The sequence below is a fragment of the Corynebacterium sp. P3-F1 genome (assembly GCF_030503635.1).
In the GTDB taxonomy this organism is placed as follows: Bacteria; Actinomycetota; Actinomycetes; order Mycobacteriales; family Mycobacteriaceae; genus Corynebacterium.
The window spans coordinates 1,033,964-1,048,045 of the sequence record NZ_CP129965.1; the positions used below are offsets into that span (position 1 = coordinate 1,033,964).

Below are 14,082 nucleotides of genomic sequence, written 5' to 3' on the forward strand. Positions count from 1 at the left end.
CCGGCTAGTAGCTTAAAAAGCACATAGCGAAACAGCCCCGGCACGGTTCCACAAAGGAACTGGGTGCCGGGGTTTCTGTTGCCCGTCGCGCCATCCTTCACCCCAAGCTTCACTCCAACCTTCGCTCTAGCCTCCCCGCGTTCACGACCTAGGTTTCCGGCTTTCTCGGTCTGTGAAAGAGCACCTTCAATTCAGGCTCTAGCGAGAAGCCTGAACTCCGGCGCTGCGCAGGGTAAATAGCGAGTGGTCGAGAGGGAACATACCGCTCCAACCAGGAAATTTAATAGGCCGGAAAGCGCGACCTAGCCGAGCGAATTCAGGTTTCTCTCTAGGGTTCCGGAGTCCGGCCCCCAAGCCCCGGTCGCGGGCGCCACGAACAGCGCATTCCAGCACTAGTCGTCGCACACAGCGCAGCCTTGCCTGCGAGCAGGGCAGTTCACTCTTTGTCGCGGTGTTTGTCTGGGTCGTTGTCGCTATAGGAGCTCTTGCGCACCTCCGGCGGATAAGCCGGGGTATCAGATGTGGGCGTGAGAACAGCCACGGCGGATTCACGGGACCAGCCGCAAATCTGCAGCAGGTCGACGATGAGGGAGCGGGACTGCGCCAGAATCGAGGCGGCGGACAGCGCCGGACGCGTCTCTGCCTGCGGGGCTTCCTGGCTTGCACCCGCAGCGCGGTCCCCTTCCGACAGCGCCTTCGCCGCCGCTGCGTTGTGGGCGTCCTTGGCGGGGCCCTCGAACGGCGAGTACGGGCCGAAAGGAGGCTGGGCATGCATATCCAAGACATCCATTCCCGTCTCGGCCGCCAGAGATCGGAGCCGGTTGGTCAGAGCAGGCATGCCCTGCGCCTGGCTGATCTTCGCGTTGACTTCGAAGATGGCGGACATGTCCAGCGCAATGGAAGACAGCTGATCCAGGATCCACAGTTGTTTCGGGGACACGCTGTCCTGGTCCTCTACGAGCACTAGGGCTCGGCGCGCAAGCACACGGGTGGTGCGGATCGCGTTGTCCGTTGGGGGCACCATACGCGACAACGACGTCACGTAACGGCGCGACCCCCACAAGAACGGGGACAGTTGCGTCGACTCACGGCCGGATTTCGTGGCGGACCTAATCGCATCAATATCCGACTGCGTACCGCGGATCGCTTCCAGCGCCACGGCCATCTCTGTGGGTTCTTGGTGGGCGATGCCGTGGGAGACGTCGTCAAGCACGGAGCTCAAAATTTTGAGTACCCTGGCTATCTCTTGGCGCGCGGTTGTGAGCGGCGCTGAAGGCAGAAGCGCCACAACAGCGAGGCCGACCGCGGAGCCGATAATGGCGTCAATGGTGCGGTCCACACCGGTGACCGCAGCGCCGGGCGGCATGATCGTGGCAATGAGGATCGAGCCGATCGCAACCTGGTTGGCCACCAACGGGGATTTAGAGAACAGCGACGCAAACAGCAACGATCCAGTGACCGCGAGCGCGATCTGCCACCCGCCCGCACCAAGCGGTGCGAACAGGAGATCCCCGATAAGCACCCCGAGGACGCACCCGAGCGACATGTCCAACGCACGCGAAATGCGCTCGCCGCCGGACAGACCAACGATGATGATCACGCTGATCGGCGCAAAGAACGGCTGCGGGTGACCAACCCACTCATGCGCGATGAAATAAGCCAAACCCGCCGCCAACCCCATCTGGATCGCCGGCAGAAGCCGCTGGCGCAAACGCTGAAGGCGTGCTTCCACTGAATTCTCCACGGCGACCATGCGCTCGCGGGTAGTCATTCTTTCCATAGGCATCTTCACACAGCTCTAGACAGCAAAAAGGTCAGGCCCCGCGACGGGACCCGACCTTTACTGTAGACGCGTCTTACGTCAACTACTTGGACACAGACTTGCCCACGGAGTTGAGGTTCTCGCACGCCTGGACCACACGGTCAGCCATGGACTGCTCAGCCTTCTTCATGTAGGAGCGCGGGTCGTAGACCTTCTTGTTGCCCACCTCGCCGTCGACCTTCAGCACACCGCTGTAGTTCTCGAACATGTGGGACACAATCGGGCGGGTGAACGCGTACTGGGTATCGGTGTCCACGTTCATCTTCACCACACCGTAGGACAGGGCCTGATCGATCTTCTCAGGCTCGGAGCCGGAACCGCCGTGGAACACGAAGTCGAAAGGCTTCGAGCCAGGCTCAAGGCCAAGCTTTTCGACGGCCGCCTCCTGCCCCATCTCCAGCACCTCCGGCTTCAGCTTCACGTTGCCGGGCTTGTACACGCCGTGGACGTTTCCGAAGGTCGCAGCCAGCAAGTAGCGGCCTTTCTCGCCGGTGCCGATAGCGTCGATGGTCTTCTCGAAGTCCTCGCGCGTGGTGTACAGGTTCGCGCCGGCCTTCGCCTGCACGCCGTCCTCTTCACCGCCGACAACACCGATCTCGACCTCGAGAATGATGTTGGCGTTGCGAGCCTTCTCCAGCAGCTCCTGCGCAATGACCAGGTTCTCGTCGATCGGGATGGCGGAGCCGTCCCACATGTGCGACTGGAACAGTGGCAGCTCGCCGCGGTCGACGCGCTCCTGGGAGATCGCCATCAGCGGGCGCACATACTCGTCCAGCACTTCCTTCTGGCAGTGGTCGGTGTGCAGCGCGACGTTGATGTCGTACTTCTCCGCCACCTTGTGCGCGAAAGCGGCCAGTGCCTCAGCACCGGCGACCTTGTTCTTCACAGACAGACCGGAGCCGAACTCCGCACCACCGGTGGAGAACTGGATGATGCCGTCCGAGCCTGCCTCAGCGAAGCCGCGCAGCGCCGCGTTGATGGTCTCCGAAGAGGTGCAGTTGATGGCCGGGTACGCGAAGCCACCCTGCTTCGCGCGGTCGAGCATTTCGTTGTAAACCTCAGGGGTTGCAATAGGCATGGAGTGTGTATCCCTTTCACTCGGTGGTCACTCACGTGTCGCCCGCGTGCCCGGGGAGGCTGCGGGCTGTACAAACCCCAGTATGCCCCCGTGCGGAAGTTCCTGCACGAACTTCTTGGGCGGTCGATTCCGCCCCACGCACTATTCTGCGCTACTCTCCGCTACTCTTCGCTAGTCTTCGTGCTCTTTGCGGGCCGCCGACACCCGCGCGGCGGCTTCAAGCAGCATCCACCCGGAGAGCTGCACCGACAGATCGCGCTCAGAGATCCGGGCAGTGCCCAGGGCATCACTGATCGAGCTCGGCCCCAACGAATAATTGTGCGGCAGCTTCGCGTCACGGGTCCAGCGCGCCGGGAAGATCGGCAGGCCATCGACCTCGAGGCGGTGGTTCCACATCGCTTCAGCGCTGGCCATCACCAGCCGCTCCGCCGCCCGCTTCGCGCTCACGCTGGCTGGGCTGTCTTCCGGCAGGCGCACCGCCACTTCCGCCAGGTACCGCACCAGGATGCCCTTGAACAATCCGCCGTCACCGTCGCCGTCCACCGGGTTGTCAATCACACCTCCCGGGGAAGCCACATGCATCGAGATCGCCTGCACCAAGGAACGGATATGGGAGATGTAGTACACCTGCTCCTCCGGCTTGTCCTCGAGAGCAAGCGCGATTTCCAGCGCTGCGCCGAGCACGGTCCCCTGGTTGTAAGTGTAGATGGTGGGGGTGGCACGTGGGCCGTCGACAAGCAAGCGCAGGCCGTCTTGAATGAGGCCGTCGTCCGTCATGAGGTTCTCGAAGATCCAGTCGACCACCTCGCGCGCTTTGTCCACCCGACCCGTGCGTGCAAGCATGATCGCCGCGGGGCCGTTCGCGGGCACGTTGAAGAAATTCTCGTCCGTCCGCCATGGCAGCACACCCGTCACCGAATCGAGCCCCGCCAAGATGTTGAACTCCAGGTCATCGAGCTGTTTCGGCCGCGCCACCTTGTCCGAATGCGCCACACGGTCAAGCGCCAGCGCCAACCACGCTTTGTCGTCGTAGTACCGGTTCTTCACTAGCTTGCCCAGGTTACGCAGCCGGATCCCGCGAATCGTGCGCACAATCGCCGCGCGCCGCGCCTTCGTGGAACGCCGCGACTCCGCATCCACCAAGCAATCGAGGTAGTGCGCCTGCCACCAGTAATGCCAGTGGAAGAACGCCTTTTCCTTCGCCGTCGGCGGCCAGCTCACCACCGCAAGGTTCGTGCGGGGCAAGCCCCACAGCCGCGTCGCATGCCGCTCCGCAATCGCCATTTCAGCGAGGTCCGCACGGTGCGCCCAAGTTTCCGGCACAGCCCCTCCTTTACATCGCTTCTAGCTTATCTGCGTCCCACCCCAACCGTTACTCTTTGCATTCCCCAGCTCTTCTGCTGCCGCGGCGCGGCTCTGCCCTGGTCTTTTCGCGCTCACCACGCGGCGTCCAGATCGGCATGCTGACAGATCCACGCATGCATAGCGATCCCCGCGGCAACCCCAGCGTTGATCGACCGCGTTGACCCGAACTGCGCGATCGAGCAGGTCATCACCGCAGCGTCCTGCGCCTGCTCCGTCACCCCTGGCCCTTCCTGGCCGAAAAGGAGTAAGCACCGCTCCGGGAGCTCCGCGGTTTCCAACGGCACCGAACCCGGCGTGTTGTCGATGGCGACGATGGTCAGCTCGTGTTCCGCCGCGTATTGCGCCAGATCAGCCACTGTGTCGTGGTGGATGATGTGCTGGTATCGGTCCGTCACCATCGCGCCGCGGCGATTCCACCTTTTCTTGCCGACGATATGCACCGCCTCGGCCAGAAACGCGTTCGCAGTGCGCACGACGGTGCCGATGTTCATGTCGTTCTCGAAGTTCTCGATCGCCACATGAAACGGGTGCCGCCGCGTGTCCAGGTCCTCCTTGATCGCCTCGAGCGACCAGTACCGGTACTGGTCGACGACGTTGCGGCGGTCGCCGTCTCGGAGAAACGCTTCGTCGTAACGCTCGTCTGTGGGCCACTCCCCTTCCCACGGCCCTACACCGTGGCGGCCCTCCTGCCATTCGGTGGGGCCTTTTTCGGGTTCGTGCTGCGGTTCGTCGTTAAGCGAGGCCAAGGTCGTCCAAGCCCAGTAGGAACCGGTAATCCAAGCCCGCATCCTTGAGCACGTCGGCAGCGCCGGTCGCGCGATCGACGACGGTGGCGACGGCAACGACCTCGGCACCTGCTTCCCGGCACGCTTCCACAGCGGTAAGCGGGGAGTTGCCGGTCGTGGTGGTGTCTTCGACCACGAGGACGCGCTTGCCGGTGATGTCCGGGCCCTCGATGCGGCGCTGCATGCCGTGCTTCTTGGCTTCTTTGCGGACAACGAAGGCGTCGATCGGCCGGCCGTCCGCGTGCATGACAGCGGTGGCCACCGGGTCCGCGCCCAGGGTCAGACCACCGACGGCGTCGAAATCCAAGTCGCTAGTCAGCTCGCGCAGCAGCGCGCCGATCAGCGGGCTCGCCTCATGGTGCAGGGTCGCGCGACGCAGGTCGACGTAGTAGTCGGCTTCCTTGCCCGACGACAGCGTCACCTTGCCGTGGACAACCGCCAATTCGCGGACGAGCTCCGCGAGGCGCTCTTTACCTGCTGCACCTGCCATACCTGCCGTGGTTTTCGAGTTCTCGCTCATGGTCATCCAGGGTAGTCCGCAACGCCGTCGTCGAAGATTGACGGGGGTTGAGGGCGGCGGGTGAGGCGGGTGCCGTCGTTAAGCTGTTCCGGCGGTTCACCCGTGGCGATGGCGTCGACCTCGTCTCCGCCGAGCGTGCGGTACTCGATCGTCCCGTGAACGGTGCCGGTGATGCGGGTGGGCAACTCGAGTGGTTCCTCTGGCCGGGCCACGACAGGACGGCGAAACTCGGCATCGTCGCCGTCCGCGCTGGCCGGCGCTTCCACCGGGTCGCCCATCTCGCGAGTCTGCTGGTCGAAGTGCAGGTGGGGCCAGGTGCGTGGCGGGAGGGTTCGGGCGGCGTCCGCAAGCAGGGCGAGTGGCGCAAACACCGGCTCCCAGCCCTGCACGTCAGGGACGCCGTCGAGCTGCGCGAGCACCCACTCCGTCTCGAACCACACCGCGCTGACCTGCTCCGGAAGCATCTCGAGTGCGGTGGATACGCGGATATCCAGCATGCGCTCCGCCGGGCCCGCCTCCGACGCGAACACGCGAAAGCCCTCGAGCTCCGCGACCGCGACAAGGTCCTCAGCGGGGTCCGCACCGTGAGCATTCGCTTTTCGACGCACGTCCACCACCACCCCACTGTCCATCCCCGTCCCCATCGCCACGACCGTTGTCTCCCCGATATCCGCAATCCGCGTCTCGTGCCCGAACCGCGTTCCCGTGAGCACGTCCCTCACCGGCTCTCCCGCCGATGCCGCACCGCGCCCCCACTCGTCCTGGAGGAACTCGTCTTCCTTCGCGTACTCGAAGCCGTTCGCCTCCGCCCACTCCCGGCGCTCCTTCCGGCCGCGCTGCTTCGCCCCCGGCAGCGCACCGCTGATCGCGCCGGACAGCGCACCCCACCGAGAATGCGTCTTCTCCCTCGGCCGCTGCTCCCGTCGGTCCGCCGCCTCCGCTGGTTCCTTCGGGGCCGCTGTCGTCGCTTCGGCTTCCCGCTCTTCTCGCGCATCGTTTGCATCTGCTGCGTCGGCTACCTCTGCTGCGTCGGTTGCTTCCGGTACTGCCGGGGGCGTAGGGGCGGCCGTTGCTTCAGCCGCCTCTGGTTCCGGCATCGCTGCTTCCTGAGCAGATGCTTGGGCAGGCTCGGGAGCTGCAAAGGGTGCGTCGCCCGCCAACTTCCCCCTGTCAGCACGGTCTTCATCCTGCGCGTTCTTTTCCTGCGTATCTGCACGCCACAAAATGCCCGCCCCAGCCAGAGCGAGCGCAGACAGTGCAAGAAGTAAATAACCCATCAGTACTGCACTTTAACCGGCAGGTAGCGGTGAACTGAGCAGGCGGGGCTAGAAGTCACGGGCTGGTAAGCCACCCGCCCCACCGCCCTTCGTAACCCGCCGCCCCGCCTTTGTCTGACGCCCCGCCTTGACCCTCCAAGGGACGACGCCTGGGGGAACCGCAGGAACTATGCAGCGCATAGCTCAGTAGCGACAGACGGAAGCGTCATGCGCGGGCTGCACAGAGCAGAAGCAGGCGCGAGCTGCATAATCCAGAGGCGTGATGCGCGAGAAGCGCAGAGGCGCCTGATGGGAAAGCAGCGGGCGCCGCCTTAGATGTCGCGCTCGACCGGGTTCTTCGGGTTAGCCGACCACTGGGACCAGCCGCCGATGTAATGGGTGAGCACCGGAAGGCCGGCGTACTCGAACGCGGCAAGGAGCTTTGAAGAGTGGTTACCGGAACCGGAGTAGACGATGGCTTCGGCGGGATCGGTGTTGTGGGTGATGCCGAACTTGGCCATGATCTCCAGGATCTGCTCGGCAGGCTTGATCAGGCCGTCATCGGTGAAAAGGGAGTCCACCGGCACAGTGCGTGCACCGGGGATGTGACCGGATTTCAGGTCGAGGCGCTCGCGTTGGCCGACGTAGCGGGAGGTATCGCGGGCGTCGATAAGCATGCCCTTGAATTGCTTCACGTCCTCGATGGTGGCGGTGGGCAACTGGCCCGGCGCGACCTCGAGCTCCGTGTGCACCGAGACGGGCCCGGGGCCGGCGATCGTGTCAAACCCCATGCGGTCCCAAGCGGCGAATCCGCCGTCGAGAATGTGCACGTCCTGAACGCCCGCCCAGCGCAGCGTCCACCATGTGCGGGCCGCGTACTCGCCGGCGCCCGTGTCGTAGATGACCACGGGGCGATTCGCCTCGATGCCCCACGCGCGGAACGACTCCTGCATACGCTCCGAAGACGGCAACGGGTTGCGGCCAACCCGCGAGCCGGGCGTGCCCACGAGGTGATGCGACGGATCGCAGTACTGGGCAGTTGGAATGTGTTCGGATTGGAACTTGGACCACGCGTTGCCCTCCCGGGCATCCCAAAGCGAGGCTAAAACAGTGAGCTTCTTGCCGGTACGGATCTGTTCACGCAGGTCTTCAGGGGACACGAATACGCTCATGGCGCCAAGTGTAGCTACGCCAAAGAGATAATGCCCTGCGCCTGAAGCCCTTCAAGCCACTCGCGGATTCCTTCACTCGGGGCATCCGCGCTTATCGACGCCCCCAGCATGCCCCCCGGCCCCACCTCCACCCGGCACCCGAACGCCAACAGCGTCTCCGGGATGTCCGTCGGCTCCGGCGACTGGATCAGGATCCGCACCGTCTCCGCCCCGCCGCTCACCACCTTGCGGTTCACGTGGAACTGGCCGCCGACCTTCACGCACTCCACGATGTCACCGACATTGATGCTCGTGTCCAGGAAGGGGACGGACGCGACAACGAAGTGACCCCCGCCCAGGTCATGCGCCGCCAGCTCCTCATTTTCCACCCCAGGCAGCGGGGTCCGCGTGACGATCTTCGTGGTCAGTGGCTCCATGCCGGAGATTGTAACGCCGGCTCTTCCTCAGCCTGCTTCACCCCGACTGCCGCTGCTCGTTTCTGCGCTCGTCGGCGTTCGTTTCGACGTTCGGTAATAATCAAACGGTAACAATGCTCCAGGGAGCGCCGTTATGTATGCGGGTCGGTACGTTAGAACGCATAGTTCCCGTTTGATTGTTACCGTTAGCTGAGATGGGGCTGGTCCCGGCGCCGCGACCGAGGCTGCCTGATTAGACAGAAGCCTTCGTCACCGTGAGCTCGTCCGGGCCAGCGGCGTCGGCGGCGTCGGCGGAAGAACCGGTGTCGACGGGCGCGGCGTCTACGAGGACGGTGTCGCCGTCGCGGATCTCGCCGGCGAGCACCTCCTTGGCCAACTTGTCGCCAATTTCCTTCTGGATCAGGCGGCGCAGCGGGCGGGCACCGTAGGCGGGGTCGTAGCCGCGGTCGGCGAGCCAGCGCTTGGCGTCGTCGGTGACATCCAGGGTCAGGCGACGCTCAGCCAGACGCGACGCCAGGCCGCGGAGCTGGATGTCGACGATGCCGACGAGCTGGTCCTGGCTCAGCGGGTCGAAGACAACCACGTCGTCGAGACGGTTGATGAACTCGGGTTTGAACGCCCGCTTCACCGCTTCCATGATCTCGTCGTGGGTACCGCCGGCACCCAGGTTCGAGGTCAGGATGATGACGGTGTTGCGGAAGTCGACGGTGCGGCCTTGGCCGTCGGTAAGCCGTCCCTCGTCGAGGACCTGGAGCAGTACGTCGAAGACATCGGGGTGGGCTTTCTCGACTTCGTCGAAAAGCACGAGGCTGTACGGGCGGCGACGGACGGCTTCAGTGAGCTGCCCGCCAGCGTCGAAGCCGACGTATCCCGGAGGCGCACCGACGAGGCGTGCGACGGAGTGCTTCTCCCCGTACTCGGACATGTCGATGCGGATCATCGCGGATTCGTCGTCGAAGAGGAACTCCGCGAGCGACTTCGCCAGCTCGGTCTTACCCACGCCGGTCGGGCCGAGGAACAGGAAGGAACCGATCGGGCGGTTCGGGTCGGCGATCCCGGCGCGCGAACGGCGCACGGCATCGGACACCGCGACGACAGCTTCGCTCTGGCCGACGACGCGCTCACCGAGCACGGACTCCATATTGAGGAGCTTTTCCGTCTCGCCTTCCATCATCTTGCCTGCGGGAATGCCCGTCCAGCTCGACACAACGTCGGCGATGACGTCCGGGGTGACTTCTTCCGTCAGCATCGTTTTATTGCTTATCGACGCCTCCCTCTCCGCCGCAGCCACCTCTTCCTCCAATTCGGGGATCCGGCCGTACCGGAGCTCGGAGACCTTGGCGTAATCGCCGTCCCGCTCCGCGATCTCGGACTCGTTGCGCAGGCGCTCGAGCTCTTCCTTCGCGTGCTGGACCTTGTCGATCTCGCTCTTCTCGTTCTCCCACCGCGCCTTCATCTCGCCGAGTTTCTCGCGCTGGTCAGCGAGTTCGCTTCGCAGTGCGCTCAGACGCTCCTGGCTGGCGGCGTCGGACTCTTTAGACAGCGCGATCTCCTCGATCTCGAGGCGACGCACCACGCGCTCCAGCTCGTCGATCTCCTGCGGGGAGGAATCGATCTCCATGCGCAGGCGAGAGCCGGCTTCGTCAACCAGATCAATGGCCTTGTCCGGCAGGAAGCGGTTGGTGATGTAGCGGTCTGACAGTGACGCAGCCGCGACGAGTGCCGAGTCCTGGATGCGCACGCCGTGGTGCACCTCGTATCGCTCCTTCAGGCCGCGGAGGATGCCGATGGTGTCCTCCACCGTCGGTTCACCCACATACACCTGCTGGAAGCGGCGCTCCAAAGCGGCGTCCTTCTCGATGTACTTGCGGTACTCATCCAACGTCGTCGCACCAACCAAGCGCAGTTCACCGCGCGCCAGCATCGGCTTGATCATGTTGCCGGCATCCATCGAGCCGTCGCCGGTAGCACCGGCCCCGACGATGGTGTGCAGCTCGTCGATGAAGGTGATGATCTCGCCGTCCGAGGACTTGATCTCATCCAGCACAGCCTTGAGGCGCTCCTCGAACTCGCCGCGGAATTTCGCGCCCGCAACCATCGAGCCCAAATCCAAGCTGATCAGCGTCTTGCCCTTGAGCGACTCTGGCACGTCACCGGCGACGATCCGGCGTGCGAGACCTTCCACGATGGCGGTCTTACCCACGCCGGGCTCACCGATGAGCACCGGGTTGTTCTTCGTGCGGCGAGACAGCACCTGGACCACGCGGCGGATCTCGCTATCGCGGCCGATCACCGGGTCGATCTTGCCCTCGCGTGCGCGCGCCGTCAGGTCGGTGGAGTACTTCTCCAGTGCCTGGAACTGCCCCTCCGGGTCCTGCGTGGTCACCTTCTGGTGGCCGCGGACGGACGGGAAGGCAGCCTTGATCGTGTCGTAGGTGGCGCCGCGCTTCTTCAGCAGTTCAGCTGCTTCCTCACCGCCACGTGCAATGGCGGCGAGAAGTACCTCGGTGGAGACGTACTCGTCGCCGAGTTCGCCCGCCAGTTCCTGCGCCGCGTTCAAGGCGTTGAGGCCGTCCCGGTTGAAGTTGGGGTTGGCCATGTTCTGGCCCTGGGCCTTCGGGTAGCCGTCGACAATCTCAGCGGCCTCTTTCTGCACCGTTGCCGGGTCAACGCCGGTGGCCTTGAGTACCGGGGCGGCGATGCCGTCTTCCTGCTCGAGGATCGCCTGAAGCAGGTGAGCGGGCCTAATATCCGGGTTTCCGTTCGCGGACGCCCGCTGCAACGCCTGTTGAAGGGCCTCCTGGGTCTTGGTGGTGGGGTTGAACGAGCGCATCGGTCTCGCTCCTTTCCTAATTCTCGCTTCTTTGAAGACTTCACTGAAGACTCTTTCGGCGTTATTCCAGATGAGCCCTCAGTGTCGCTCTAGTGTTGCTTTATTGGGTCCGAACTTAGTTCGTCGATAGTCACAACGCTTTCGAAGTTGAGTCTGTTCCACTCAAGGCAAGAAAGTTATGAGGACGGATTACCAATGGGATCTGACGGCAAGCCGGAGAGCATCCTCGACCGTAGAAGCGCCCGGCGCGGAGGATCGGTCGCAAGCAAACCTGTGCACATATGTCCGAATTCGATTGAGGACACGAATGTCCGCAACGGCGGTTTCAGGCTATTGTCCTGCGGGAACGCTCATTGTCAATGAGGACAGCGGTTGCAACGGGAGATAGCTTCCCTGCCGCGATCTTCCGGGCGCATCCATTAGTCATTCACGCGCACGGAACCGGAATCCCCTCCCAGACAGCGTATGAGGGTGAAGAAAACAGCCCTGCATCAGCTGTCCTAGTTCGCCTAACAAGAACACCCAGGTCACCCCCCTTCAACGCCCATCGAGGACACCTGTGTCCTCGATGGAAATCAGCAAACCTTCCACATCCAGAACAGTCGTAATTGAAGTGGCGGAGGGGATTGAAGTGACGGAGGGAATTGAGGTAGCGGAGGAGATTGAGATGACTGTGAAGATTGCGGTGACGAAGGGCGGACCAAGCGACCTTTTCGGTCTTTGCATGCCATCTGTGTCCACTGAAGTGAGCAATCGTAGTGCTCGAGGCACCGATTTATTTCATACAGTCAGTTTCAGCGGTGTCAGCCGACAGTATTTCAAGGGGGATCGTGGCCGGCACGAAAACAGGGAGAACGAAGTGGATGAGGGGAGGAGCCTGAAATGTTTGATCCATTCGATTCACCGGTACCGGTATCTGACTCGCCGCATCCGCTCGAAGAAGTGATCAACAAGACCGAAAAATATCAACGCCGGGAAAAAATTCCGGCATTCCTGCGCGGCGCAGAATTGTTGAGGTTATTGCAGACGGGAATGGTGCTGGAAGGGCGGGAACTGGCGGAGAAGGTCGGCGTGGATAGGCGGACTCTGCGGAGATACATTGCCTATCTGCGGGATCTGGGGTTCTTGATCGAGTCCAGGCCGGGAGCATCAGGCCGTTATGCGATGGGGCGGGGTGACATCATGCCGCCGCTGAGCTTCACGGATGACGAACTTGAGGTGCTGATTCTCGCCCTGAGTTCGGTCGGATACCCCGGTGATGAACTGGTTGTACGAGCGGGAGCGCTTTCTCAGCGCATCAAGCAGTTCTTGCCACTGGCCCTGGCGCAAAGTTGTGAGGCGGCAGGCAGACTCCGGTTCTACGACACCATGAGAATGTGGAGCGCCTACGACCGTGAGCAGAGAGCGAAAGGGGCGGAAAATTAACTGATTTTGGAGGAACCACCAGCGGCACGTGTGGCGGAGTGGGTGGATGCGTATTTCTTCGCGGGCACCCACTTCAGGGCGAAACTGAGCACGAGGATACCAGCCGCGATCGCGGTGGAGATCCAGCCGAAGCCGCCGGTGAAGGACGCGAGGACCGCGATCGGGGCGAGGATGGTCATGCCGATTTCGAAGGGGCCGAAGCCGACGTAGGCGACACCGTACTCGTTGAGCGTGCCGGATTTGAGCTTCGGATCGACCATCTTGAGCAGGGCGATACCGGTTGCCACGGCGGCGGTGGCCCAGCCCCAGCCGAAGATGCCGCGCTCAATCCACTGTTCACCGAAGTAGAGCGGCGACATCACGAGCAGGTAGAAGAGGCAGAAGACGATGCCCAGGACGAACAGCAGGATGAGCGCCTGCCAGTACGCGGCCAGTGCCGCAGGGACGATCGAGGCAATGCCGAAGGCGATCATGTAGTCGGTAGCGGCACCGGAAATGGCGGAAACAGTGTCCTTGTCCAGGTAGTTCGGCTTCTTGAACAGCCGCAGCAGCCCACGGCCGATGAAGCCGATGACAAAGGACAGAGCGAACAGCGGGATGGACACATTCTCCCAGGTGGAGGAGATGAGACTGTTCAGCTCATAGGCGACCAGCACGGTGAAGATGATGAAGCCCCCGTGGAGGGCGAGCGGCTCGATCGAGGACGGGTTGGTGGTCGCTTTACCGATGGAGGGGCGCTCAGCCTCGTTCTCGATGTAGCCGGAGCGCAGCTCCTTGGGCAGGTCACCTTGCAGCTCGGTGGCTTTGCCCGTGCGAATACCCCAGTTGGCCACGATCACGCCGCCGATGATGGCCACGAGGGTGCCCACGGTCGCAGATGTGAAGCCAAGGGAGGAGGCGGCGACGGCGCCGGCGGTGTCTTCCAGGGCGGAGCCCACAGCGGCCGCGGTACCGAAACCACCGACGAAGCCCACGGGCAGCATCATGCCGAACCAGTCTTCCGTGCCGAACATCGGCTTGAACAGGTAGATCCCGGCCAGCACAAACAGGCCCCACTGGAACATGAACATGGTGGTGGAAAAGGCCCACATGTTGCGGGCGCCCTTGGCCACCGATCCGCCGAGGTCCATGGAGTACGCCATGGAGGCGAAGACGACGGCAATGAGGATCGACGTGTACGTGCCCACCTTGTCGGAGAACTGCGCGATATTCAGCAGCTCGGGCCCGAGGATGAGGCCGAGCAGCCCCGCCGTGATCGGCGCAGGCAGCAGGAGCTGTTGCAGCACCCGAACACGCTGGCGGAGGATGTTGCCGATGATGAGGAGGACGGAGATCCAACCGACGTCGACAAGCATGTCGTAGGGCGTGAATTCCACGAGTCGAACCTTTCGCTGGGGACCGTTCGCGGTT

General features: G+C 63.2%; 11 protein-coding genes. 1 reads left to right on the plus strand and 10 read right to left on the minus strand.

Going from position 1 to position 14,082, the window contains the following annotated elements; genetic code table 11:
• Positions 1–436: 436 nt before the first annotated feature.
• The 9 genes from QYQ98_RS04885 to clpB form a co-directional block, all read right to left on the minus strand.
• Positions 437–1,771, minus strand: coding sequence for an aromatic acid exporter family protein (locus QYQ98_RS04885; RefSeq protein WP_302007632.1), 1,335 nt, complete (start codon positions 1,769–1,771; stop codon positions 437–439).
• 94 nt (positions 1,772–1,865) lie between these two features.
• Complete coding sequence (gene fbaA / locus QYQ98_RS04890) at positions 1,866–2,900, minus strand: class II fructose-bisphosphate aldolase (protein ID WP_302007633.1); 1,035 nt, start codon at positions 2,898–2,900, stop codon at positions 1,866–1,868.
• Between the two features lie 171 nt (positions 2,901–3,071).
• Positions 3,072–4,184: a glycoside hydrolase family 76 protein gene (locus QYQ98_RS04895; RefSeq protein ID WP_302007679.1), complete on the minus strand. Its 1,113-nt coding sequence runs from the start codon at positions 4,182–4,184 to the stop codon at positions 3,072–3,074.
• Positions 4,185–4,336: 152 nt separating this feature from the next.
• A complete protein-coding gene (locus tag QYQ98_RS04900) occupies positions 4,337–5,053 on the minus strand; it encodes an RNA methyltransferase (RefSeq protein WP_302007634.1) in 717 nt (238 codons plus the stop codon).
• Positions 4,998–5,570 carry an orotate phosphoribosyltransferase gene (pyrE, locus tag QYQ98_RS04905; RefSeq protein WP_302007635.1) on the minus strand — a complete coding sequence of 191 codons (573 nt, stop codon included), beginning with the start codon at positions 5,568–5,570 and terminating at the stop codon, positions 4,998–5,000. Before pyrE ends, QYQ98_RS04900 begins: the two co-directional genes overlap by 56 nt.
• Positions 5,571–5,572: 2 nt before the next feature.
• Positions 5,573–6,847: a hypothetical protein gene (locus QYQ98_RS04910; protein ID WP_302007636.1), complete on the minus strand. Its 1,275-nt coding sequence runs from the start codon at positions 6,845–6,847 to the stop codon at positions 5,573–5,575.
• Positions 6,848–7,158: 311 nt separating this feature from the next.
• Positions 7,159–7,998 carry a sulfurtransferase gene (locus QYQ98_RS04915; RefSeq protein ID WP_302007637.1) on the minus strand — a complete coding sequence of 280 codons (840 nt, stop codon included), beginning with the start codon at positions 7,996–7,998 and terminating at the stop codon, positions 7,159–7,161.
• A gap of 14 nt (positions 7,999–8,012) precedes the next feature.
• The gene (locus tag QYQ98_RS04920) at positions 8,013–8,414 is read right to left on the minus strand and encodes a DUF4265 domain-containing protein (protein ID WP_210574010.1); all 402 of its coding nucleotides are present in this window, start codon (positions 8,412–8,414) and stop codon (positions 8,013–8,015) included.
• 232 nt (positions 8,415–8,646) lie between these two features.
• A complete protein-coding gene (gene clpB / locus QYQ98_RS04925; protein ID WP_302007639.1) occupies positions 8,647–11,247 on the minus strand; it encodes an ATP-dependent chaperone ClpB in 2,601 nt (866 codons plus the stop codon).
• An 882-nt stretch (positions 11,248–12,129) separates the two neighbouring features.
• On the opposite strand from clpB, the gene QYQ98_RS04930 reads away from it, so the two are divergent.
• The gene (locus tag QYQ98_RS04930; RefSeq protein ID WP_302007640.1) at positions 12,130–12,672 is read left to right on the plus strand and encodes a YafY family protein; all 543 of its coding nucleotides are present in this window, start codon (positions 12,130–12,132) and stop codon (positions 12,670–12,672) included.
• Here QYQ98_RS04930 and QYQ98_RS04935 read toward each other — a convergent pair.
• Positions 12,669–14,048: a sodium/glutamate symporter gene (locus QYQ98_RS04935; protein WP_302007642.1), complete on the minus strand. Its 1,380-nt coding sequence runs from the start codon at positions 14,046–14,048 to the stop codon at positions 12,669–12,671. The genes QYQ98_RS04930 and QYQ98_RS04935 overlap by 4 nt on opposite strands.
• Positions 14,049–14,082 lie beyond the last annotated feature (34 nt).